We start from the raw sequence: 24685 nt of genomic DNA, 5'->3' as shown, positions 1-24685 counted from the left end.
GGTACCGGCGGAACGCTGTTCGGCAACGGCGGCGCGGGCGGCGTGGGTGGCGCGGGCGGGGCCGGCGGCACGGGAGCAGTCGGTGGTGGCGGCGGTATCGGTGGTAACGCGGGCAGCGCGACGGTCAACGGCCTCAGCAGTTCGCCCTCTATCCAAGCCGTCGGCGGAACGGGCGGTGATGGAGGCGCCGGTAGTACCGGCGGCACCGGCGGAACTGGCGGGGCCGGCGGAGCGGGCGGTAACGGCGGCGCGGCCGTCGGATTGTTCGGCAACGGCGGTAACGGTGGCAGCGCCGGGGCCGGTGGAGTCGGCGGCTTCGGTGGAGTCGGCGGGGCGGGCGGCCACGCCGGCACGGGTGGCAACGCAAACGGCGTGAATGGGGTGACGTCTGTCGCCGGTGCTGGTGGGACCGGCGGTGACGCCGGCGACGGAGGCACTGGCGGAACCGGCGGTGTCGCTGGCGCTCCCGGTGGAACAGGCGGGCGCGGCGGCCTGCTGGGCGGTGTCACGGGAACCGGTGGCGCGGCGGGTGCTGGTGGTGCGGGTGGCACGGGCGGCGATGCCGGCACCGTTGGTGCCGGCGGCAAGGGAGGCAGCGCTAACGGCGGACCGCCTCTCCCGCCAGGCCCCAACGGCAACCCAGGTACCCAAGGCGCGAACGGCGCACCCGGCTAATCGCCACTGGGCCCTCCAGGCGTGGAGTCCGGGGCTTGAGGTAGCGGTGAATTAGGTACTGCGACACGGTTGGTTGGTTCCCTGAACGGCACGGACTACCAAATTCGATTGTGGGGCACTATCCGGACGCTAGGCGCCTGGTCACAATCCGGCTCATGAACCAACGACAATTAACGAGCCTTCGCCGGTGATGTCCATCCCGGAGCCCGAATTGGTCAGACGGGGCCAGTGGGGCGGATGCGGTATATGACACGGGAGTGACTCAGAGCGTGGCTACATCGGCGGACGGGAAAATCCCGCAGTTTCAGACCTTCGGACTGCTCCTGACGGCAAACGAATGGCGCCTGGTTTGCTCCCCTTCCCGCCCAGGTGGCTTTGGCGCGACCGGACGTAACGGCAAAGCCATAAGGTCGACTAATTAAGGCTCTGAACAGGCAAAAAGCGTTTGTGCCCCCGGCACGACTCGAACGTGCGACCTAGGGATTAGAAGGCCCTTGCTCTATCCACCTGAGCTACGGAGGCAATGCGCAGGTCAGTCTATCGAACCGCATTTCAAGATCAGTTGGCGCGACACAGCGGGCACGAAAAGTCTTCCCCTGCGCCAAATATCGGTTATGGTGTGAGCCTCGACACACGTACAACACCGGCCGGTAATCGGCCGTTAACCGCAACGACGCGTGTGCCTGACGTCGAGGGGTGGGCTTTGTTATGTGCATGGCCAGTGTGACTTCGCGGTGTTCGCGGGCTGGTGCCCACGCGCTGCGGCAAGGCGCCCAGTTGGCGGCCGACGCCAGAGATACGGCCCGGGCCGGCGCCCTGCTGCTACGCGGTTCGCCGTTCGCCCTGGGTTGGGTTGCCGGTTGGTTGGCGACGGAATTTCCCCCGCACGTCGTGACCGGCCATGCGTTGTCCCGGGTATCCCCGCCGTCGCTGCACCGGGTTGCCACCAATTGGGCCGCCCAGCGCGCCGATCACGCTCTCACTGCCGCGCTCGAGGAGTCGTTCGGGTCCGATTTCCGCGACGCCGTGTGTCACCCGACCGGCGACCCGGCGGCCGTCATGCGTCGGGGGAGCCTGTTGCCGTCCGGGCCACACCGCCGCTACGCCGCGCACACTTCCGACATCTCCTACGGCCCGCGTGGTCAGGCCAACCTGCTCGACATCTGGCGGCGTCCCGATCTGGCTCCCGGCTGCCGTGCGCCGGTGCTGATCCAGGTCCCAGGCGGCGCATGGTCGGTCAACGGAAAGCGTCCCCAGGCCTACACGCTGATGAGCCGGATGGTGGAACTCGGCTGGATCTGCGTGTCGATCAACTACAGCAAGAGCCCGCGCTGTGCCTTCCCGGCCCACATCATCGACGTCAAGAGGGCCATCGCGTGGGTCCGCGAGAACATCGGCGACTACGGCGGCGACTCCGACTTCATCGCGATCACCGGCGGATCAGCGGGGGCACACCTGGCGTCCCTGGCAGCACTGACGCCCAACGATCCACAGTTTCAGCCCGGCTTCGAACGAGCCGACACCACCGTGCAGGCTGTCGCGCCCTACTACGGTGTCTATGACTTCACCGACTTCGAGAACATGCACGAGATGATGCTGCCGTTCCTCGAGCAGTTCGTGATGAAGGCCCGCTACACCGACGACCCGGAGCGCTTCACCGCGGCGTCGCCGATTTCGTACGCGCACAGCGAAGCCCCGCCGTTCTTCGTGCTGCACGGCGAAAAGGACCAGTTGGTTCCCAGCGGCCAGGCGCGAGCGTTCTGTGCGGCGCTGCGAGGCGCCGGTGCGGCCACCGTGGCCTACGCCGAGCTGGCCAACGCCCACCACGCTTTCGACATCACTCCCACCGTGCGCTCACGGCTGGCCGCCAACGCCGTTGCCGACTTCCTCGGTGTGGTCTACGGGCGGCGCGCGCTGATGGGATCGTTGGCCCTGTCGGCGACTCCGGCCAGCTAAAACGTTTCCGCGTCAGCCCAACTGGACTGACCGGCAACATCTTTGGTCAGCAGGCCCGCGGCCGTCGCCACACTGAGTCGATCCTCACTCATGCTCGGCTTTCACCGCCGCGCTAACCGGACTAGCGTTGGGTGGGCATTGTCTATGAGCGTTTGCGTTGTCAGGGCTGAGTCAGGAGGCTTGATCGGCGGTGAGAGGGTTCGCGCGTCGTGCTCGGGGTGATGACCATGGCTGAGTCTGCCGAGGGCGTTGGATTGTCCGACGAACTTGGCCCGGTCGATTATTTGATGCATCGCGGCGAGGCGAATCCGCGGACACGTTCGGGGATCATGGCGCTCGAACTCCTCGACTCCACGCCGGACTGGGACCGCTTCCGGACACGGTTCGAAAACGCCTCCCGCAAGGTGTTGCGGCTGCGCCAGAAGGTCGTCGTGCCGACGCTGCCGACCGCGGCGCCGCGCTGGGTGGTGGACCCGGACTTCAACCTCGATTTTCACGTTCGCCGGGTACGCGTGTCCGAACCCGGCACGCTGCGCGAAGTATTCGACCTAGCCGAGGTGATCCTGCAGTCGCCGTTGGACATATCCCGACCGCTCTGGACGGCCACCTTGGTCGAGGGGCTGCCGGACGGCAAAGCTGCCACCCTTCTGCACGTGAGCCACGCCGTCACCGACGGTGTCGGCGGTGTGGAGATGTTCGCCGAGATCTACGACCTGGAGCGTGATCCACCCCCGCGACCGACGCCGCCGCAACCCATTCCGCAGGATCTGTCGCCCAATGACCTTATGCGCCAAGGCATTAATCACCTGCCGATCGCCATCGTCGGTGGGGTCCTGGGGGCGGTGTCCGGGGCGGTTTCAGCAGCCGGACGCGCGGTTTTCGATCCGGCGGCGACGGTGTCGGGAATCGTGGGCTACGCCCTGTCGAGCATGCGAGTGATGAATCGGGCGGCCGAGCCCTCACCGCTGTTGCGCCGGCGCAGCCTGACCACCCGTACCGAGGCCATCGACATCAAGCTCTCCGAGCTGCACAAAGCGGCCAAGGCCGGCGGTGGATCGATCAACGACGCTTACCTCGCGGGCCTGTGCGGCGCACTGCGTCGTTACCACGTGGCCCTCGGCGTGCCGATCAGCACGCTGCCGATGGCGGTGCCGGTGAACCTGCGCGCTGACGCGGACGGCGCCGGCGGGAATCGGTTCACCGGCGTGAACCTGGCTGCACCGGTTGGCACCGTCGATCCGGTGGCCCGGATGAAGAAGATCCGGGCCCAGATGACGCAGCGGCGTGACGAGCCCGCCATGAACGTCATCGGTTCCATCGCGCCGGTTTTGAGCGTCTTGCCCACGGCGGTGCTCGAAGGTATCAGCGGTTCGGTGATCGGCTCGGACGTGCAGGCCAGCAACGTCCCGGTCTATCCGGGAGACACGTTTATCGCGGGTGCAAAGATATTGCGCCAGTATGGAATTGGACCACTTCCCGGGGTGGCGATGATGGTAGTGCTGATTTCGCGCGGCGGCTACTGCACCGTCACCGTCCGTTACGACCGGGCCTCGGTGCGCAACGATGAATTGTTCGCCCGGTGTCTGCTGGAGGGTTTCGACGAAATCCTGGCACTGGCCGGTGACCCGGCACCGCGCGCGGTCCCGGCTTCGTTCACGTCGGATGATTCTGCGTCTCGATCGGTATCGGGCTCATGACCTCCTCCGACGAGCCGCGCGCTAAGCCCTCGGTGGATCTGCGGTTACCCGGCTCGGTGGCCGAGATCATGGCCAGCCCCCCCGGGCCCAAGGTCGGTGCGTTTTTCGACCTGGACGGGACCTTGGTCGCGGGGTTCACGGCGGTCATCCTCACCCAGGAGCGGCTGCGGCGCCGGGACATGGGGGTGGGGGAGCTGCTCAGCATGGTTCAGGCCGGTCTGAACCACACGCTTGGGCGCATCGAGTTCGAGGACCTGATCGGCAAGGCTTCCTCGGCGCTGCGCGGACGGCTGTTGACGGACTTGGAGGAGATCGGCGAGCGGCTGTTCGCCCAGCGGATCGAGTCCCGGATCTACCCGGAAATGCGAGAGTTGGTGCGGGCACACGTCGCTCGCGGCCACACCGTCGTGCTCAGCTCGTCGGCGCTGACCATTCAGGTCGGCCCGGTGGCGCGCTTCTTGGGTATCACCAACATGCTTACCAATAAGTTCGAGACCAACGACGACGGCTTGCTCACCGGCGGTGTCGTCAAGCCGATCTTGTGGGGGCCGGGCAAAGCCGCTGCGGTACAACGCTTTGCGGCCGAACACGAGATCGACCTGAAAGACAGTTACTTCTATGCCGACGGCGACGAGGACGTCGCGCTGATGTATCTGGTCGGCAATCCGCGCCCGACCAACCCCGAAGGCAAAATGGCCGCGGTCGCCAAGCGCCGTGGCTGGCCGATCCTGAAATTCAACAGCCGCGGCGGCGTGGGCCTGCGGCGGCAGTTGCGCACACTTGCCGGCTTCAGCACCATGTTTCCCGTCGCGGCCGGTGCGGTGGGGATCGGTGTGCTGACCGGCAGCCGCCGGCGTGGCGTGAATTTCTTCACCTCCACGTTCTCTCAGCTGTTACTGGCGACCAGCGGAGTGCACCTGAACGTCATCGGCAGCGAGAATCTGACCGCGCAGCGCCCGGCCGTCTTCCTTTTCAACCACCGCAACCAGGTCGACCCGGTCATCGCCGGAGCGTTGGTGCGCGACAACTGGGTCGGCGTGGGCAAGAAGGAACTGCAGAACGACCCGATTATGGGCACGCTCGGCAAGGTGCTCGACGGCGTGTTCGTCGACCGCGACGATCCGGTTGCCGCGGTGGAGACGCTGCACACCGTCGAAGAACGCGCCAAGAATGGATTGTCGATCGTGATCGCCCCCGAAGGTACTCGGTTGGACACCACCCAAGTCGGCCAATTCAAGAAGGGGCCCTTCCGCATTGCGATGGCGGTGGGGATTCCGATCGTCCCCATAGTGATTCGTAACGCCGAAATCGTCGCCTCTCGAAACTCGACCACGATCAACCCCGGCACCGTGGATGTGGCTGTATTTCCGCCGATTTCGGTCGACGACTGGACCCTCGAGACGTTGCCGGACCGCATCGCCGAAGTGCGCCAATTGTATTTGGACACGCTGCGCGATTGGCCGGTCGATGAGCTGCCGGAAGTCGACCTCTACGCAGAGAGGAAAGCGGCGCGTAGAGCGCGGGCAGCGAAGGCACCTGCGAAAAAGGCGCAGCCGAAGACGGCGTCGAAAGCGACCGCGAAAAAAGCTGCGGCCCCGGCAAAGAAGGCCGTCAAGAAGACTGCGGCCAAAGCCCCCGTGAAGAAAGTCGCGAAGAAGGCCGCGAAAAAGGCGGCGCCGGTGGCGAATCCGAACGAATCGCAGGTCGCGCTCAAAGATGGTGAGGCGCAACGGCCCGTCGTCAACAGCGCCGATGCCACCGAAGCTGCTAGGCCCCAAGGACGGTCGTGACCAAACCGGCCGCCGACACCAGCGCGGTCCTGTCCGCCGAAGACTCGCTGGTGCTTGCGTCGATGGAAACTCCCGTCGAGATGCAGTTGATCATGGATTGGCTGGGCCACCAGCGCGCCCGCAATCCGGAGTCGAAATTCGACATATTGAAGCTGCCGCTGAGCACTGCGCCGCCGACGGCGTTCACCGCGTTGGTCGAGCAGCTCGAGTCGGGCGAGGATCGCTCGATTGTGCCGGTGCGGGTGTTCTGGTTACCGCCGGCGGACCGCAGCAGGGCAGAAAAGGTCGCCGCGCTGCTACCTGGGCGAGATCCCTACCACCCCAACCAACGTCAGCAGCGTCGCATCCTGCGCACCGACCCGCGTCGTGCCCGGGTGGTGGCCGGCGAGTCGGCCAAGGTGTCCGAACTTCGCCAACAGTGGCACGACACCACTGTCGCGGAGAACACGCGCGATTTCGCCCAGTTCGTCACCCGCCGGGCGTTGCTTGCGCTGGCACGCGCCGAATACCGGATACTTGGGCCGCAATACAAGTCGCCCCGGCTTGTGAAACCGGAGATGTTGGCATCAACGCGATTTCGTAACGGCCTCAAACAGATTCCCAACGCCAGCATTGAGCAAGCCGGCAAGATGCTCGACGAGCTGGCGACCGGATGGAGCCAGGTCTCCGTCGACGTGATCTCGGTCCTGGGACGGATGCTCAGCCGCGGATTCGATCCGGAGATCGACTACGACGAGTACCAGGTTGCGGCCATGCGGGCTGCGCTGGAAACACATCCGGCGGTATTGCTGTTCTCGCACCGGTCCTACATCGACGGCGCGGTGGTGCCGGTCGCGATGCAGGAGAACAGGCTTCCGCCGGTACACATGTTCGGCGGCATCAACTTGTCATTCGGCATCATGGGACCCCTGATGCGGCGATCGGGGACTATCTTCATCAGGCGCAACATCGGCGACGACCCGCTGTACAAATACGTACTCAAGGAGTACGTCGGCTATATCGTCGAGAAGCGGTTCAACCTGAGTTGGTCCATCGAAGGCACCCGCTCACGCACCGGAAAGATGTTGCCGCCCAAGCTCGGATTGATGAGCTACGTCGCCGATGCGTACTTGGACGGCCGCGCCGACGACATCTTGCTGCAAGGTGTTTCGATCTGCTTTGACCAACTGCATGAGATCGCCGAGTACGCCGCATACGCGCAGGGTGCCGAGAAAACCCCCGAAGGGTTCAGCTGGCTGTACAACTTCATCAAGGCGCAGGGCGAACGCAACTACGGCAAGATCTATGTCCGCTTCCCCGAAGCGGTTTCGATGCGCGAGTACCTTGGCCCGCCGCAGGGGCCGTTGGCGCAGGATCGAGACGCCAAACGTCTTGCGCTGCAGAAGATGTCGTTCCAAGTCGCGTGGCGAATTCTGCAGGCCACACCCGTGACGGCAACGGGCTTGGTTTCTGCGTTGCTGCTCACCACGGGTGGGTTGGCGTTGACCCTCGGCCAGTTGCACCACACCTTGCAGGATTCGCTTGACTATCTCGACCGCAAGCAAACCCCGGTGTCCACCAGTGCATTACGGCTGCGCTCCCGCGAAGGTGTACGTGCGGCGGTGGATGCGTTGTCCAATGCTCACCCGGTCACTCGTGTCGACGGCGGGCGCGAACCGGTGTGGTACATCGCACCCGACGACGAGCATGCCGCGGCGTTCTATCGGAACTCGGTGATTCATGCGTTCCTGGAGACCTCCATCGTCGAGCTGGCGCTGGCGCACGCCCGCCACACCGACGGCGATCATGTCGCGGCCTTTTGGGATCAGGCGATGCGGCTGCGCGATCTGCTCAAGTTCGATTTCTATTTCGCCGATTCGGCGGCATTCCGGGCGAACATCGCCGAAGAGATGGCTTGGCAAAATAATTGGGAGACAAGCCTTGCCGCCGGTGGCGACGAGATCGACGCGATGCTGTACGCCAAGCGGCCGTTGATGTCTGGGGCGATGTTGCGGGTGTTCTTCGAAGCCTATGAGATCGTGGCCGACGTATTGCGCGACGCCCCGGCAGATATCGGTCAAAAGGAACTGACGGATCTTGCGCTCGGGGTGGGCCGCCAGTACGTGGCGCAGGGCCGGGTCCGCAGTAGCGAGTCAGTATCGACACTGCTGTTCGCCACCGCGCGCCAGGTCGTCGTCGATCAGGATCTGATAGCGCCGGCGGCAGATCTGGCCGAACGTCGCGTCGCCTTCCGCAACGAATTGCGCGACATCCTGCGAGATTTCGACTACGTCGGGAAAGTCGCTCGCAATCAGTTCGTCGCTCGTGAATTCAGAGCGCGTCATGGGCGGGAAGTAAGCCAACCCCAGTAGTGCCTCCGGCAGTACGGCGCTTATCCAAAGTCGCGCTTTCATCCACAGCGTGGCCGTGCCAGCGTCCACCGCAGGGGGGTTCGTCGGTGGCCCGGGGCTGAATGGCAGCAAGCCAGAGGGCCACTTCACCGAAGGGATGTTGAGCAAATGTTTGAAACGCCGTTGACCGTCATCGGTCACATCGTCAATGACCCCCAGCGCCGCACGGTCGGCAACCAGGATCTGATCAAGTTTCGCGTCGCCAGCAATTCGCGGCGCCGGACCGCTGATGGCGGGTGGGAACCGGGCAACTCGCTGTTCATCACCGTCAACTGCTGGGGACGGCTGGTCGGTGGCGTGGGTGCGGCGTTGAGCAAGGGCGCGCCGGTGATCGTCACGGGCCACGTGTACACCAGCGAGTACGAAGACCGCGACGGCAATCGCCGTTCTTCGCTGGAGATGCGTGCGATCTCTGTCGGACCGGATCTGTCGCGGGTGTTCGTGCGCATCGAGAAGCCGAGCTACACCGGTCCCCACCCGTCGGACGCCCCGTCGCCGGTAGCAACCGAGGTGTCCGAAGAGGACACTTCGGGCCAGGATCGCGCCGCCGGGGCGGACCCAGGGCCGGATTCCACGGCGGGCGAGCCCGCTGCCGGATACTGCGCGCTGCCACTGTCGGCCTAACGTTGCCGGCCGGTGCCTAGGATGGTCGGCGGAATATTTCCGATAGACCAGAAAGGCAATACCGCGCAATGGCTGAGTTCATCTACACGATGAAGAAGGTCCGCAAGGCGCACGGCGACAAGGTGATCCTCGACGATGTCACGTTGAGCTTCTACCCCGGAGCCAAGATCGGCGTCGTAGGCCCGAATGGGGCCGGTAAGTCGAGCGTCTTGCGGATCATGGCCGGTCTGGACAAGCCGAACAACGGCGACGCCTTCCTGGCCACCGGAGCGAGCGTCGGCATCCTGCAGCAGGAGCCGCCGCTCAACGAGGAGAAGACCGTTCGAGGCAATGTCGAAGAGGGCATGGGTGACATCAAGGTCAAGCTCGACCGCTTCAATGAGGTCGCCGAGTTGATGGCTACCGACTACTCCGACGAGTTGATGGAGGAGATGGGCCGGCTGCAGGAGGATCTGGACCACGCCGACGCGTGGGACCTGGATTCGCAGCTGGAACAGGCCATGGACGCGCTGCGCTGCCCGCCACCCGATGAGCCGGTGACCAACTTGTCCGGGGGTGAGCGGCGCAGGGTTGCCTTGTGCAAGCTTCTGCTGTCCAAGCCCGACTTGCTGCTACTTGACGAGCCGACCAACCACCTGGACGCCGAAAGCGTGCAGTGGCTCGAACAGCATCTTGCCAGTTACGCCGGTGCGATATTGGCGGTCACCCACGACCGCTATTTCCTGGACAACGTCGCGCAATGGATTCTGGAACTCGACCGTGGCCGCGCCTACCCGTACGAGGGCAACTACTCGACCTACCTGGAGAAAAAGGCCGAGCGGATCGCGGTGCAGGGCCGCAAGGACGCCAAGCTGCAGAAGCGGTTGCAGGACGAACTGGCCTGGGTTCGGTCGGGTGCCAAAGCGCGCCAGGCCAAGAGCAAGGCGAGGCTGCAGCGGTATGAGGAGATGGCCGCCGAGGCGGAGAAGTCGCGCAAGCTCGACTTCGAGGAAATTCAGATTCCGGTTGGGCCGCGCTTGGGCTCGGTGGTTGTGGAGGTTGAACACCTGGACAAGGGCTTCGAAGGCCGCACCCTGATCAAGGACCTGTCCTTCACGCTGCCCCGCAACGGCATCGTCGGCGTCATCGGCCCCAACGGCGTCGGCAAGACGACGCTGTTCAAAACCATCGTCGGGCTCGAAGCGCCGGACAGCGGCACGGTCAAGGTCGGCGAGACGGTAAAGCTGAGTTATGTAGACCAGACCCGCGCCGGGATCGATCCGAAGAAGACGGTGTGGGAAGTCGTCTCGGACGGACTGGACTACATCCAGGTCGGACAGACCGAAGTGCCGTCGCGAGCATATGTGTCGGCGTTCGGGTTCAAGGGGCCCGACCAGCAGAAGCCGGCCGGTGTGCTGTCCGGCGGCGAACGCAACCGGCTGAACCTCGCGCTGACGCTCAAGCAGGGTGGCAACCTGATCCTGCTGGACGAGCCGACCAACGACCTGGACGTCGAGACCCTGAGTTCGCTGGAGAATGCCTTGGTCAACTTCCCCGGTTGTGCGGTGGTCATTTCGCACGACCGCTGGTTCCTGGACCGGACCTGCACGCACATCCTGGCGTGGGAGGGCGACGACGACAACGAGGCGAAGTGGTTCTGGTTCGAGGGCAACTTCGGTGCATATGAGGAGAACAAAGTAGAACGGCTTGGTATCGAAGCCGCGCGTCCGCACCGAGTGACCCATCGCAGGCTGACACGGGACTAATGTCAGGTTCGGCACGCGCCGCGACAATGCGGCCGGACGGCCGTTGAGGAGCGGGGCAATTGGGACCACAGCGATCATGAGCACCCTGCTGGTGTCCGTCGTGAGTTGGGAGCAGTCGGCATGACGATCGATCCCGGAGCCAAGCAGGACGTCGAGGCGTGGTCCACGCTGACCGACGGTTCCGACATTCCCTCTTGGGTCTCGCAGGCATACCTGGACAGTTGTAGCGGCCCGGACTGCGACGGCGCCCGGCCGGCGAAGGCCGAATCGCTGGTAACGCCTGCCAAGCTCAGTGCGCATTATCAGCTGGCCAGCTGCCGTCCGGCCGGTGACAGCTGTGTGTGCATCTACCGGCCCGACGACGCGACGGGGTGTGGGCCCTCGCTACAGGTGGTCACCGACCACGGCAGCATGCTGCTGGATTCGGTCACGGTGCTGCTGCACCGGCTCGGCGTGGACTACACGGCGATCATGACTCCGGTGTTCGAGGTCCAGCGCGACCCGGGTGGCGCGCTGCTGCGCGTCGAACGCAAAGCCGACAAATCATCGCCCTACGCCGGCGAGGCCTGGATAGATGTCCAGCTCTCACCGTCCGTCGACAGCAAGGCCCTTGCCGAGGTCGAACGGTTGCTGCCCAAGGTGTTGGCTGACGTCCAACGGGTCGCCACCGACGCGGGAACGATGATCGACACCCTGGCCGATTTGGCCGCAGAAATCGACAGCGATCCCGACGGCCACTACTCGGCGCCCGACCGGGAGGAAGTCGCCGCGCTGCTGCGCTGGCTGGGCAACGGCAACTTCCTGCTGCTGGGCTACCAGCCCTGCAGGGTCCAAAACGGTCTGGTGCTCGGCGACGGCTCCAGCGGCCTGGGTGTATTGCGCGCGCGCTCCGGCACCCGTCCCCGGCTGACTGATGATGGCAAGTTGTTGGTGTTGGCCCAGGCCGCGGTGGGCAGTTACCTGCGCTACGGCGCCTACCCTTATGCCATCGCCGTCCGCGAATACGTCGACGGCGGCAACAGCGTCATCGAGCATCGCTTCGTCGGGCTGTTCACCGTTTCCGCGATGAACGCCGACGTCCTGGAGATCCCGGCAATCTCGCGCCGGGTTCGGGAAGCACTCGAATTGGCCGGCAGTGATCCCAGCCACCCCGGTCAGCTACTGCTTGACGTCATTCAAACCGTTCCGCGCCCAGAGCTCTTCACGTTGAGTGCCGAACGCTTGTTGTCGATGGCCAAAGCCGTGGTAGATCTGGGCTCCCAACGCCGCGCATTGCTGTTCCTGCGCGCCGACCGGCTGCAATTCTTCGTTTCCTGCCTGGTCTATGTTCCGCGCGATCGCTACACGACCGCCGTGCGCTTGCAGATCGAGGACATCCTGGTCCGCGAATTCGGCGGGACGCGACTGGAATTCACCGCCCGGGTCAGTGAATCCCCTTGGGCTCTCATGCATTTCATGGTGCGCCTGCCCACCGAGGATACGACGTTGGCGCCGGTCGACATCTCCGAAGACAATCGGATACGGATCCAGGCGCTACTGAGCGAAGCCGCGCGGACCTGGGCCGACCGGCTGATCGGCGCCGCTGCCAGCGGCAGGGTCAGCCGCGCCGATGCCGAGCACTACGCGGTCGCGTTCACCGAGGCCTACAAGCAGGCCGTCACCCCGGACGATGCCGTCGGCGACATCGCGATCATCAACGAGCTGACCGATGACTCGGTCAAGCTGGTGTTCTCCGAACGCGACGAGCAAGGAGTCGCGCAACTCACCTGGTTCCTGGGTGGCCGTAGCGCATCGTTGAGCCAACTGTTGCCCATGCTGCAAAGCATGGGCGTCGTGGTGCTCGAAGAGCGTCCCTTCACAGTCGACCGCCCTGACGGCTTGCCGGTGTGGATCTATCAGTTCAGGATTTCCCCACACCCCACCATCCCGCTTGCCCAGACCGACGCCGAGCGCGAAGCCGGCGCGCAACGATTCGCCGACGCGGTCACCGCGATCTGGCAGGGCCGCGTCGAGGTGGACCGGTTCAACGAGTTGGTCATGCGCGCCGGCCTGAACTGGCAGCAGGTCGTGCTGCTGCGCGCCTACGCCAAGTACTTACGACAGGCGGGGTTTCCATACAGCCAGTCCTACATCGAATCGGTGCTCAACGAGCATGCCTCCACTGCACGGTCACTGGTCACGCTGTTCGAAGCACTCTTCGACCCCCGGCCGGCGGGTTCACCGGTCAGCCGCGACGCCCAAGCGGCCGCAGCGGCCGTCGCCGCCGACATCGACGCCCTGGTGAGCCTGGACACCGACCGCATCCTGCGTTCCTTCGCTTCCCTGGTACAGGCCACACTGCGCACCAATTACTTTGTGACACGCAAAGATTCGGCGCGGCGCCGCGATGCGTTAGTGGTCAAACTCAATGCGCAGCTGATCGACGAGCTGCCGCTGCCACGACCCAAGTTCGAAATCTTCGTGTACTCGCCGCGTGTCGAAGGCGTCCACCTGAGATTCGGCCCGGTGGCGCGCGGCGGCTTGCGCTGGTCGGACCGCCGCGACGATTTCCGCACCGAGATCCTGGGTCTGGTTAAGGCGCAAGCGGTCAAGAACGCCGTCATCGTGCCGGTCGGGGCCAAGGGCGGATTCGTCGTCAAGCGACCACCGTTGCCCACCGGCGACCCCGGTGCCGACCGTGAGGCCACCCGCGCCGAAGGCGTCGCCTGCTATCAGCTGTTCATCTCCGGTTTGCTCGATGTCACCGACAACGTCGACAAGGCAACCGGAAAGGTCACCCCCCCACCGGAAGTGCTGCGTCGTGACGGCGACGACGCCTATCTGGTGGTTGCCGCGGACAAGGGCACCGCCACGTTCTCCGACATCGCCAATGACGTCGCCAAGTCCTACGGGTTCTGGCTGGGCGACGCGTTCGCCTCCGGCGGATCGGTGGGCTACGACCACAAGGCCATGGGCATCACCGCCAAGGGCGCCTGGGAGGCCGTCAAGCGTCACTTCCGCGAGATCGGAGTTGACACCCAGACCGAGGATTTCACCGTCGTCGGTGTCGGCGACATGAGCGGCGACGTGTTCGGCAACGGCATGTTGCTGAGCAAACACATCAGGCTGATCGCCGCGTTCGATCATCGGCACATCTTCCTCGACCCGAATCCCGACGCCGCGGTTTCCTGGGACGAGCGCCGGCGGATGTTCGACTTGCCCCGGTCCAGTTGGGACGACTACGACAAATCGCTGATCAGTGAGGGCGGCGGCGTCTACAGCCGGGAGCACAAGGCCATTCCCATCAGCGAGCAGGTGCGGACCGCGCTGGGGATCGACGGCGGGGCCGAAGAAATGTCGCCGCCCAACCTGATTCGCGCGATTCTGCAGGCGCCGGTGGATCTGCTGTTCAACGGTGGCATCGGCACCTACATCAAGGCCGAATCCGAGTCGGACGCCGATGTGGGCGACCGGGCCAACGATCCGGTACGGGTCAACGCAAACCAGGTGCGCGCCAAGGTCATCGGCGAAGGCGGCAATCTGGGAGTCACCGCACGGGGCCGGGTGGAGTTCGACCTGTCGGGCGGCCGAATCAACACCGACGCCATGGACAACTCCGCCGGCGTGGATTGTTCTGACCACGAGGTCAACATCAAGATTCTGATCGACTCGCTGGTAACCGCCGGCAAGGTCAAGGTCGAGGAGCGCAGTCAGCTGCTGGAGTCGATGACCGACGAGGTCGCGCAGCTGGTGCTCACCGACAACGAAGACCAGAACGACCTGATGGGCACCAGCCGCGCCAACGCGGCCAGCCTGCTGCCGGTGCACGCCGACCAGATCAAATACCTGGTGGCCGAGCGCGGGGTCAACCGCGAACTGGAGGCCCTGCCGTCGGAAAAAGAGATCCTGCGGCGCTCAGAGATCGGCATCGGGCTCACCTCGCCGGAGTTGGCGACTTTGATGGCACACGTGAAGCTGGCCCTCAAAGAAGAAGTGTTGAAAACCGAGCTGCCCGATCAGGACGTGTTCGCGTCCAGGCTGCCGCAATACTTCCCCAAGCCGCTACGCGATCGGTTCACTCCGGAAATTCGTACCCACCAGCTGCGCCGCGAGATCGTCACCACCATGCTGATCAATGATCTGGTGGACACTGGCGGCATCAGCTACGCCTTCCGGATAGCCGAGGATGTCGGTGTCCGGCCGATTGACGCGGTGCGCACCTATGCCGCGACCGACGCCATCTTCGGCGTGGGTCATATCTGGCGGCGGATCCGCGCGGAGAATCTACCGGTAGCGCTATCGGACCGGTTGATCCTGGACAACCGTCGGCTGATTGACCGCGCCGGACGCTGGCTGCTCAACTATCGTCCCCAGCCGCTGGCCGTCGGCGCTGAGATCAACCGATTCGGCGCGAAAGTCAAGGCGCTGACGCCGCGCATGTCGGAGTGGTTGCGCGGTGACGACAAGGCAATCGTGGAAAAGGAAGCCGGAGAATTCATTTCCCAAGGCGCGCCCGAGGACTTGGCCTACCGGGTTGCGGCCGGCCTCTACCGCTACAGCCTGCTCGACATCATCGACGTCGCCGACATCACCGAGATCGACACCGCCGAAGTCGCCGACACCTATTTCGCGTTGATGGATCGACTCGGCACCGACGCCTTATTGACCGCGGTGTCCGGGCTGGCCCGCACCGACCGCTGGCATTCGTTGGCGCGCCTGGCGATTCGAGACGACATCTACGCATCTTTGCGGTCGCTGTGTTTCGACGTGCTGGCCGTCGGCGAGCCCGACGAGAGTGGCGAGCAGAAGATCGCCGAATGGGAACACATCAGCGCATCCCGGGTGGAGCGGGCGCGACGAACCCTGAACGAGATCCGGGAAAGCGGCACAATGGATCTCGCGACGTTGTCGGTGGCCGCACGCCAGATCCGCCGGATGACGCGGACCAGCGGACGGGGATCGTCAGGGTGAGCCACGGGTTCGTCGCGGCAGTGCCGGTGCGCTGGTCCGACATCGACATGTACCAGCACATCAACCACGCCACCATGGTCACCATCCTCGAAGAGGCGCGTGTCCCGTTCCTCAAAGAGCCGTTCGGAGCTGACATCACCACCATCGGCCTGCTGATCGCCGACGTCCGGGTCACCTATAAGGACCAGTTGCGGCTGGCCGATTCTCCGCTGCAGGTGACGATGTGGACCAAGCGGCTGCGGGCGGTGGACTTCACCCTCGGCTATGAAGTGCGTTCGGTAAACGCCGATCCGGACTCCAAACCGGCCGTCATCGCCGAATCGCAGTTGGCCACCGTACATATCGAGGAGCAGCGACTGGTGCGGCTGTCGCCACACCATCGGGAGTACTTGCAGCGGTGGATTCGGTAGCCGAGCGCGGTTTGTGGCTGGGGGATCCGGCCCACCGCAAAGATCTGGTCACATTCGTGGATCATGCTATGCGGCTGGATGATTCGGCGATCATCCGCCTCCGCCAGCGTTCGGACGGATTGCTGACGGCTTGGGTGGCAACGGGTTTCGATGTGCTGGCCAGCCGAGTGGTGGCAGGCAGTGTGCGTCCCGGCGACATGTCGGTCGGGGCGGACGCGTTGGCGCGGGGGCTGGCCGCAATGGACAGTTCGGGTTTCATCGACCCGGGCTACTCGATGGACTCGGCGTGGCGGGGCGCGTTGCCGCCGGAATCAGGCTTCACCCACCTCGACGATGTGCCGGCCGGCGTGGTCGTCGACCTGGCGCAGCGCGGCGCTCAACTGGCCAAGGAACACAGCGGTTCGCATGGTCCGCCCGTTTCATTGCTCGACCAGGAGGTCATCGAGGTCAGTTCGGCCGACATTACCGTAGGGCTGCCCATGCGTTGCGTATTCGCCTTGACGGCAATGGGTTTCGTGCCTCAGTCGGCGGAGGCGATCGCCACCGACGAAATGATCCGCATTCGCATTCTGCCGGCGTGGTTACGGGTCGACGCGCGCTACGGCTCGGTGTACCGCCGACGCGGTCAGCCGGGCCTGGTGTTGCGCTGAGTCAACAGCCAGGCCGCGCTGTCTGGCGCCAACTTGCCGTTGGTCAATGGCTCGCTGGCCAGGAGCAGCTCTCCTGCCGGCAGCGCCATAGGACGCTGGCCCGCGTTGAGCGCACAAACCAACCCGCCACCGCCGCGCCGAAAGATCAATGCGTCGCCGTTCGCCGACAGCCAGTCGATCTCGCTGCCATCGAACTCCGCACGCTCCCTGCGCAATCGGAGTGCACGTCGGAAGAAGGTCAGCATTGAGCTGGGGTCGCCGAGCTGCTTTTCGACGGTCAGCGCAGACCAGTCGGCGGGCATAGGTAACCAGGTCTGAGCGCAGCTGGAGAACCCGAACGGGGGAGTATCGCCCGACCACGGGAGCGGCACCCGGCACCGGTCACGGCCGCGTTCGGTGTGCCCGGAGCGTTCCCAGGTAGGGTCCTGCAGTACCTCGTCGGGCAGGTCTACGTCGGGCAATCCCAGCTCCTGGCCGTTGTAGATGAACACCGCACCGGGCAGGGCCAGCATCAGCATCGCCATCGCCCGCGCCCGGCGTAGGCCGATTTCGCCGTCGCCGTAGCGGGTCACTTCCCGGCCGACGTCGTGGTTGGCCAGCGTCCAGGTCGGAGTGGCGTCTTCCAGCGCCGCGGCTTCCACGGAGTTCTGCACGGCGTCGTGAATTTCGGCGGCGTCGAAATCGGTGCGCGCCAACCGGAAGTTGAAGCCCAGATGCAGTTCGTCGGGCCGCACGTATTCGGCCCATCGCGCGTTGTCGGTCACCCATACTTCGCCGACGGTCACCGCCCCGGGATAGTCGTCGATCACCGCTCGGATGTCGCGGTGTATCGCGTGCACATGCGGACGGTTGAAGCGTGGGTCATCGTCGGTGTGGCGCAAGACCTCGCTCATGTCCTGGCTGTCCGGTAGCCCCGGCGGCTTGGCCATTCCGTGCGCCACGTCGATGCGGAAACCGTCGACGCCGCGTTCGAGCCAGAACCGCAGTGTCTTCTCGAAGTCGTCGAAGACTTCCGTGTTGTCCCAGTTCAAGTCGGGCTGTTCGGCATCGAAGAGGTGCAGATACCACTGACCGGGGCTGCCGTCGGGTTCGAACACCCGCGTCCAGGCCGGCCCGCCGAACACCGATTCCCAGTTGTTCGGCGGAAGCAGCCCGCCGGGGCCGCGGCCGTCGCGAAAGAAATAACGGTCCCTTGCCTCGGTGCCTGGCCCGGCCGCCAGCGCCGCCCGAAACCAGGGGTGCGCCGAACTGGTGTGGTTGGGCACCACATCCATGGTGACTTTGATGCCCCGCTGGTGTGCGGCCGCGATGAGCCGCTCGAAGGCGGCCATTCCGCCGAACAGTGGGTCGATGTCGCGAGGATCGGAGACGTCGTAGCCGTGATCGGCCATCGGCGAGACGGTGACCGGATTGATCCAGATCGCGTCGACGCCGAGACGGACCAGGTGGTCCAGCCGCCCCGCCAGCCCGTCCAGGTCACCCACACCATCACCGTTGCTGTCGGCGAACGACCGCGGATAAACCTGGTAGAAGACCGCGGACTGCCACCACGAGCCGGGCTGCGCCCCTTGACCGACCATCAAAACGCGGAGTTCACGAGGGAGTGGGCGGCCATTTCGAGATAGTTGAGCAGCGTGCGGCGGTGTTCGTCGTCAAGGGTCTGGGAGTCGATCGAGGCGACCGCGGTATGCATGCACCGCAACCAGGCGTCGCGCTCGATGGGGGTGATCCGAAAGGGGACGTGGCGCATCCGCAGCCGGGGATGACCGCGCTGGTCTGAATAGGTTCGCGGACCGCCCCAGTACTGCTCCAAGAACATGCGTAACCGCTGTTCGGCGCCCGTCAGGTCCTCTTCGGGGTACAGGGGACGCAGTACCTCGTCGTCGGCGACTTGCTCGTAAAAACGCGAGACTATGGCGTGGAAGGTTTCGGCGCCGCCGATCGCGTCATAGAACGATTCCGTTGTTTGATCCATCGTCTTCCATTGTGGGCCACCGCTGAGCGTTCCAGGTGTTCACCGGATCGACACGGCGCGCGCGAGGCAATTGGCGTGCAGTCAGCAGCAAATCATGGTGGACTGTCCGCGGAGGATTTATGGCGCAGCGCAAGAAACGCCGCAGCCACCGCAGTTCCGGTGCCGCGGCAGGCGTAACCGGGCCCTCAGCCGCGTCATGCCTGCATAGTGTCGAGATTCACCCGCCCGCCCGCCTTGAGAGCGCATCGATCTGGAATCGCCGGCGGGTGCTGCTGCTGAACTCCACCTACGAGCCGCTCACCGCGTTGCCGCTGCGCCGCGCGATCGTCATGTTGATCTGCGGTAAGGCCGACGTGGTGCACGACGATCCGGCCGGACCCCTGATCCACTCGGCGACCAGGTCGATCGTGGTGCCGTCGGTGATCCAGCTACGCACCTATGTGCGAGTTCCCTACCGGGCCCGGGTCCCTATGACCCGGGCCGCATTAATGCACCGCGACCGGTTCTGCTGCGCCTACTGCGGAGCGAAGGCCGACACCGTCGACCACGTGGTGCCGCGCAGCCGCGGTGGCGACCACTCGTGGGAGAACTGCGTCGCCTGCTGCTCGACGTGCAACCACCGCAAGGGCGACCGCCTGCTCGCCGAGCTCGGCTGGGTGTTGCGCCGCGCGCCGCTGCCACCGACGGGCCAGCACTGGCGATTGCTGTCGACGGTCAAGGAGCTGGACCCCTCCTGGGCACGGTATCTGGGCGAAGGCGCGGCCTAGCTGACGTTCGCTGCCCCGGTGGGATACGGTTTGCGTCGTGAGCGTTATGCAGATCCATCTGCTTTTCATTGGCATCCCGTTGTTGCTGGTCATCGTGCTGGTGGGATTGATCTGGTCGCGCAAGGGCCCGCACCCGGCGACCTACAAACTCTCCGAGCCGTGGACCCACCCGCCGATCCTGTGGGCAGCCACCGACGAAGACGTCGGGCACTCGCACGGGCATGGCGGGCACAACGCACCGGAGTTCACAGTTGGAGGAGGCGCAAGTGGCACGTGGTGAAGTCGCGACGATCGAACCCACTGAGCTGCCCTATGGCTGGGCAATCACCACCAGCGGACGCGTCTCCGGGGTCACTGAGCCCGGCGAACTGTCGGTGCACTACCCCTTCCCGATCAACGACCTTGTCGCCGTCGACGACGCGCTGAAATATGGCTCGCGGGCGTCTCGGGCGCGGTTCGCCGTCTATATCGGTGACCTGGGCAGCGACACCGCCGCGCGCGCCCGCGAACTGTTGGCCAAGGTGCCGACGCCCGACAATGCGGTGCTGCTCGCCGTCTCGCCCGACCAGTCCGCCATCGAGGTGGTGTACGGCTCAGCGGTTCGCGGCCGCGGCGCCGAGTCGGCGGCTCCGCTCGGGGTTGCCGCCGCTTCCTCGGCTTTCGAGCAGGGCCACTTGATCGATGGGCTGGTCAGCGCGATCCGGGTACTCAGCGCGGGAATCTCGCCCGCCTGACCTCCCCGCGGGTGCGGTGGTCGATAGGAGTCGTGGCCTTAGGGCGCGACCGCGAGTGCAGGAATTGCGTGCCACGTACTCGGCAACAGCGGCATGCGCATCCCGCCCCCGAGTTCGCCGCTACCTAAGATCGACAACCCACCAGGTTGTCGCATCGCCGCCTCATGCGTGGTCCCGGCAAATCCCCACAACGTGCCGGCACCCCGCTCGGAGGCGGCTACTGTCCCCGACCCCGCCGCGGAGCTGCCGGCGGGGGCGATATCAGCTGGCAACGTGACAGGTGCCGCCGCGATCCCGCCGGTGGGTAACGAGCCGACACCGCCTTGAGGCGACGCGGATACATATCCCACCGATTGCGCCGCCGCCGCCACACCTCCGAGCAGCTCGCGTATTGCCTCGGCCACCGCTGTGGCCGCCTGGTCGAGCGCCCAGGACAGCGTTCCCAACACCTTGCCCAGGAACTCAGCCACCAACGCGACTACTGCGTCCATTGCGCGCACGGTGATGTAGAGAAAGAGGATCACTAGTTGGGCGTCCAACAAGAACAACGCGAGCAGGTCGGTAATGAGCACGTTCAGCACGTGCAGTAGCTGAAGTAGATAGCCGCCTATCAGGACTGCATACGCCACCAGCCACTGACCTAGGTAGAAGATCAGTTCGACACTGAAGGAAAATATCTCGCTGGCCAGCGCGGATACCGCCTGGCTTACGACCTGGGCAAGGGTCTCGATCAGTTGCCAGATCACGTCCCACCAAGGCGGCTGGGAAAGTGTTGGCAATAGCGCACTTTCGGCAAGGTGACCGACGCCCGGCTTGACCAGCACCGGCGCCGGCGGGGTGTGGGCCACCGCCGCTAATGCTGCAATCGAGGCCACTTCGTAAGCACCCATCACCGCGGCGGCCTGAATCCACATGCGCACGTAGTCTGCCTCGTTGAGCGTGATCGGAATCGTATTGATTCCAAAGAAATTCGTCGCTATCAATACCCCGTGAATGACATGATTGGCAGCCAATTCCGCCAATGTCGGCATTTCTGCCAGCGCGGCACCGTAGGCCACGGCTGCCGACTCGTGCTGCGCGGCCGCCGCGGCGCAGTCTGCGCTCGCCTCAGTTAGCCACGCCGCATACACCATGTGCACGGCCACAAAACTTTCCGCGCTTGGGCCCTGCCATGCGCTGCCTTGCACCTCAACCAACACTGCGGTGAGTTCGTCTGCCGCTAAGGCATATTCACCGCTCAGCGATCTCCACGCCGCCGCGGCGGACAGCAACGGGCCGGGCCCGGGGCCCAGTAGTGACGCCGAATGTACCTCCGGCGGTATGGCTCCCCAGTCACACCCGATCATCATGAGCCCGCCGTCTGCGCATCCCACCTAAATTCCTCCTCGTGTCGAGAGGCGGGCAGTCTTGGCACGCTGGTCATGTCTGGAAGCGACTGAAAAGGGTTGCGCAGTCACACCATTCGCGACTCAACCCATGTTTGCCCGCGCTGATCCGAACTAAGTAGTTACTTGCGGGCGTGCCTTATCCGCTAGGGTTAAATCGTCCACTGAGGGCGGCTCGATGAGGCGAAGTGCCTCAGTATCAAGTGTCCGGTGACGTTCGGTGTGCATACCCGCTACGTTGGCCAAATTGATTGCAGCAGTTGATCAGCACTCAACTGCGAGCCGTGCCCGGGATTAGCCGTCTGCGGCCTGAAGCGCCGGCTCCGCCGCGTCGAAAAGCCGGGCTCGCAACGACCGCTTCACCGCCGCTTGGCCCTCGAGCACCAACCTGCGTAACGCCGGGGGCACCTCGGGGTCGCTGAGGAACTCGTCGGCGGCCGCGATGCCCTCTTCACTGATGTCCGAATACGGGTAGAGGCCGACGACGACGGACTGGGCGACTTCGCTGGATCGCCGAGCCCAGACTCCCGGGATGGCATCGAAATAACGTGCGGTGAACGGCTTGAGCAACTCACTCTGCCCCGGCGCGGCTATGCCCGCGATAATCGCGCGCCCGAAGGCATTGGCCAAGGTGTCATCCTCGACCACCGTTAGGAAGGCCTGTTCCTTGACCTCGAGCTGAGGTCGTGCGGCGGAGGCTTGGGCGGCATGCCGTTTGCCGGCGGCCGTGGGGTCACGCTCAGCTTCGGAGTCGATCCGCGGCGAGTCGGGCCCGTCGGCGTCGATGGCACCTGCGGTCGCCAGCGCGATAACGATGCGCCAGCGCAGGTCGGTGTCGACGTCGACGCCCGCCAATCCCAGCGCGGTGGGGTCCGAAAGACTTGGGTCGACCAGACCCGCCAACGTTTCCACGTGCCGGGACGACAGCACCGACGAGCACAAGGCGTTGATGTAGGCGAGCTGATGATCCGATCCGGGCTGGGCCTCACGTGCCAATTCCAGCAGCCGGTCGGCGTATTGCGGCCAGCCGTGGTCGCGCGCCCACCCCGGCTCGGCATAGGAACCCAGCGCCGTCTGCGCCTGCAGCAGCAGTCGCTGCAATACCCCGACTTCGGTTTCGGCGTGCACGCCGCCGGTCACCAGTGACACGAAGTCGCGGGCACGCAGTTCGGCTTCGCGGGTCATCTCCCAGGCCGCCGACCACACCAGCGAGCGTGGCAGCGGCTCGGCGATGTCGGCGATGCGCTGCAATGCGGCCTGCAGCGATTCGGCGTCGAGCCGCAGCGAGCAATACGTCAGGTCGTCATCGTTGACCAAAACCAGCTTTCCGCGCGAAACCCCAACCAGCGCAGTAACTTCGGTCGTCGAACCAGCGACGTCCAGCTCTTCGCGGTGGACCCGGACCAGCTTGCCGGATCCATCTTCGTCGTAAATGCCGATCGCCACCCGGTGCACGCGGGTCTCGCCCGCACCCGGCGCGGCACCGCTCTGCGCCACCACGAACCGGGTGAATTTTCCGTCGGCGTCGACGTCGAACTCGGGCCGCAACGTGTTGAGCCCGGTGGTGCGCAGCCATTGCTGACCCCAATTCGACAGGTCGCGGCCCGACGCCTGCTCCAGCGCGGCCAGCAGATCGTCGAACGTGGCATTGCCGAATGCGTGCGTGCGGAAGTAGTCGCGCAACCCCGCCAGGAAATGCTCCAGGCCGACATAGGCGACGAGCTGCTTGAGTACCGAAGCGCCTTTGGCGTAGGTGATTCCGTCGAAATTCACCTCGACTGCGGCCAGGTCGGGGATGTCGGCGGCGATCGGATGCGTCGACGGCAGCTGGTCCTGGCGGTACGCCCACGACTTCTCGACGGTGGCAAACGTCGTCCAGGCCTCCGTGTATTCGGTTGCCTCACTTTGACACAGCACCGAGGCGAAGGTGGCGAAGGACTCGTTGAGCCACAAGTCGTCCCACCAGCTCATGGTCACCAGGTCGCCGAACCACATGTGGGCCATTTCGTGCAGCACCGTCTCGGCGCGCCGTTCGTAGGATGCCCTGGTGACCTTGCTGCGGAATACGTAGTCCTCGAGGAACGTCACCGCACCGGCGTTTTCCATTGCCCCGGCGTTGAATTCGGGCACGAACAGCTGGTCGTACTTGCCGAATGCATAGGGCAGCCCAAAGTGCTTGTGGTAGAAGCCGAATCCCTGCTTGGTTTCGGTGAACAACCGCTCCGCGTCCATGTGTTGCGCCAGCGAGGCACGGCAATAGATGCCCAGCGGGATAGTGCCGTGCTCGTCGCTGTAGGAGTCCTCCCAGACGGCGTACGGGCCGGCGATCAGCGCAACCAGGTAGGTGCTCATCCGCGGCGTGGTCGCGAAAGTGTGCACTCTGCCGTTGCGGTTCTTGTGGGGGTCCGACACGGACGCGGTCGCGCCGTTGGAGACCACCTTCCAGTGCTGGGGCGCGGTGACCCGGATGTCGAACGTGGCCTTGAGATCGGGTTGGTCGAAGCAGGCGAACATCTGCTTGGCATCGGCGGTCTCGAACTGCGAATACAGGTAGGTTTCGCCATCCACCGGGTCGACGAAGCGATGCAGGCCCTCGCCGGTGTTGGAGTAGCGGCAGTCCGCGTCGACGACAAGGACATTGCGGTCGGCAAGTCCGCGTAGCGCAATCCCGGTCGATTCGTCGTAGCCCGAGATGTCGAGTTCCCGGCCGTTGAGGGTGGCGCTGCGGACGGTGTCAGCGGCGAGGTCGATCACGGTGTCGGCGCCGGCGAGCGCGTCGAACGTCACGGTGGTGATGGACCGGAACGTGCGCTCGCCCGGCGCGCCCGAACCGTCGGTCACGTCGAGATCGATCCGGTAGTTGTCCACGGTGACGGCCGCGGCGCGTTCGACAGCCTGGTCACGAGTGAGATTAGGAAGGGCCACGGGCTACAACAT

The 24685-nt window shown here is 64.9% G+C and carries 16 protein-coding genes, 1 tRNA gene and 1 pseudogene; 13 read left to right on the top strand and 5 right to left on the bottom strand.

Translation table 11 applies throughout. The annotated features are described in order from the left end of the window. A pseudogene (locus AWC27_RS30870) lies at nucleotides 1-675 on the top strand (PE family protein); the annotation flags it as partial. Between the two features lie 448 nt (nucleotides 676-1123). Here the strand turns inward: AWC27_RS30870 and AWC27_RS07065 are convergent. Next, nucleotides 1124-1197, bottom strand: a tRNA-Arg gene (locus AWC27_RS07065). 186 nt (nucleotides 1198-1383) lie between these two features. On the opposite strand from AWC27_RS07065, the gene lipQ reads away from it, so the two are divergent. The 9 genes from lipQ (at nucleotide 1384) to AWC27_RS07020 (ending at nucleotide 16887) form a co-directional block, all read left to right on the top strand. Next, nucleotides 1384-2631 carry an esterase LipQ gene (gene lipQ / locus AWC27_RS07060; RefSeq protein WP_085669841.1) on the top strand — a complete coding sequence of 416 codons (1248 nt, stop codon included), beginning with the start codon at nucleotides 1384-1386 and terminating at the stop codon, nucleotides 2629-2631. Between the two features lie 227 nt (nucleotides 2632-2858). After that, entirely contained in the window at nucleotides 2859-4328 is a 1470-nt protein-coding gene (locus AWC27_RS07055) for a WS/DGAT/MGAT family O-acyltransferase (RefSeq protein WP_139836815.1), read from the top strand. After that, nucleotides 4325-6118 carry an HAD-IB family hydrolase/lysophospholipid acyltransferase family protein gene (locus tag AWC27_RS07050; protein WP_085669839.1) on the top strand — a complete coding sequence of 598 codons (1794 nt, stop codon included), beginning with the start codon at nucleotides 4325-4327 and terminating at the stop codon, nucleotides 6116-6118. Before AWC27_RS07055 ends, AWC27_RS07050 begins: the two co-directional genes overlap by 4 nt. After that, nucleotides 6115-8469, top strand: a complete 2355-nt coding sequence (locus AWC27_RS07045) for a glycerol-3-phosphate 1-O-acyltransferase (protein ID WP_085669838.1) — start codon at nucleotides 6115-6117, stop codon at nucleotides 8467-8469. The genes AWC27_RS07050 and AWC27_RS07045 overlap by 4 nt, the downstream gene beginning before the upstream one ends. A gap of 147 nt (nucleotides 8470-8616) precedes the next feature. Continuing rightward, the gene (locus AWC27_RS07040) at nucleotides 8617-9132 is read left to right on the top strand and encodes a single-stranded DNA-binding protein (RefSeq protein WP_085669837.1); all 516 of its coding nucleotides are present in this window, start codon (nucleotides 8617-8619) and stop codon (nucleotides 9130-9132) included. 68 nt (nucleotides 9133-9200) lie between these two features. Further along, on the top strand, nucleotides 9201-10877 hold the full coding sequence (gene ettA, locus AWC27_RS07035) for an energy-dependent translational throttle protein EttA (protein WP_085669836.1): 1677 nt from the start codon (nucleotides 9201-9203) through the stop codon (nucleotides 10875-10877). Nucleotides 10878-10997: 120 nt separating this feature from the next. Beyond that, complete coding sequence (locus AWC27_RS07030; RefSeq protein ID WP_085669835.1) at nucleotides 10998-15827, top strand: NAD-glutamate dehydrogenase; 4830 nt, start codon at nucleotides 10998-11000, stop codon at nucleotides 15825-15827. Then, a complete protein-coding gene (locus AWC27_RS07025) occupies nucleotides 15824-16237 on the top strand; it encodes an acyl-CoA thioesterase (protein ID WP_085669833.1) in 414 nt (137 codons plus the stop codon). The genes AWC27_RS07030 and AWC27_RS07025 overlap by 4 nt, the downstream gene beginning before the upstream one ends. Beyond that, the gene (locus AWC27_RS07020; protein WP_085669832.1) at nucleotides 16225-16887 is read left to right on the top strand and encodes a DUF8010 domain-containing protein; all 663 of its coding nucleotides are present in this window, start codon (nucleotides 16225-16227) and stop codon (nucleotides 16885-16887) included. Before AWC27_RS07025 ends, AWC27_RS07020 begins: the two co-directional genes overlap by 13 nt. On the opposite strand, the gene AWC27_RS07015 is transcribed toward AWC27_RS07020, so the two are convergent. Together AWC27_RS07015 and AWC27_RS07010 are read right to left on the bottom strand one after the other, a co-directional pair. Beyond that, nucleotides 16863-18467 carry a glycoside hydrolase family 13 protein gene (locus AWC27_RS07015; RefSeq protein ID WP_085669831.1) on the bottom strand — a complete coding sequence of 535 codons (1605 nt, stop codon included), beginning with the start codon at nucleotides 18465-18467 and terminating at the stop codon, nucleotides 16863-16865. The genes AWC27_RS07020 and AWC27_RS07015 overlap by 25 nt on opposite strands. Continuing rightward, nucleotides 18467-18862 carry a globin gene (locus tag AWC27_RS07010; protein WP_085669830.1) on the bottom strand — a complete coding sequence of 132 codons (396 nt, stop codon included), beginning with the start codon at nucleotides 18860-18862 and terminating at the stop codon, nucleotides 18467-18469. The genes AWC27_RS07015 and AWC27_RS07010 overlap by 1 nt, the downstream gene beginning before the upstream one ends. Nucleotides 18863-18981: 119 nt before the next feature. Between AWC27_RS07010 and AWC27_RS07005 the strand changes: the two genes are divergently transcribed. From AWC27_RS07005 to AWC27_RS06995, 3 genes are read left to right on the top strand one after another with little or no spacing between them, the layout of a single operon-like run. Continuing rightward, a complete protein-coding gene (locus tag AWC27_RS07005) occupies nucleotides 18982-19629 on the top strand; it encodes an HNH endonuclease (protein WP_085669829.1) in 648 nt (215 codons plus the stop codon). A gap of 46 nt (nucleotides 19630-19675) precedes the next feature. Continuing rightward, complete coding sequence (gene ctaJ / locus AWC27_RS07000) at nucleotides 19676-19909, top strand: aa3-type cytochrome oxidase subunit CtaJ (RefSeq protein WP_083116428.1); 234 nt, start codon at nucleotides 19676-19678, stop codon at nucleotides 19907-19909. Then, nucleotides 19896-20363 (top strand): DUF5130 domain-containing protein, encoded by a 468-nt coding sequence (locus tag AWC27_RS06995; RefSeq protein ID WP_085669828.1) that lies wholly within the window; start codon nucleotides 19896-19898, stop codon nucleotides 20361-20363. Before ctaJ ends, AWC27_RS06995 begins: the two co-directional genes overlap by 14 nt. Nucleotides 20364-20401: 38 nt before the next feature. On the opposite strand, the gene AWC27_RS06990 is transcribed toward AWC27_RS06995, so the two are convergent. Next, complete coding sequence (locus AWC27_RS06990; protein ID WP_085669845.1) at nucleotides 20402-21709, bottom strand: PPE family protein; 1308 nt, start codon at nucleotides 21707-21709, stop codon at nucleotides 20402-20404. A gap of 333 nt (nucleotides 21710-22042) precedes the next feature. Further along, nucleotides 22043-24673: an aminopeptidase N gene (gene pepN / locus AWC27_RS06985; RefSeq protein WP_085669827.1), complete on the bottom strand. Its 2631-nt coding sequence runs from the start codon at nucleotides 24671-24673 to the stop codon at nucleotides 22043-22045. Between the last annotated feature and the right edge of the window lie 12 nt (nucleotides 24674-24685).

The organism is Mycobacterium szulgai (assembly GCF_002116635.1).
GTDB lineage: Bacteria > Actinomycetota > Actinomycetes > Mycobacteriales > Mycobacteriaceae > Mycobacterium > Mycobacterium szulgai.
This window is presented reverse-complemented; position numbering and strand designations above follow the sequence as displayed.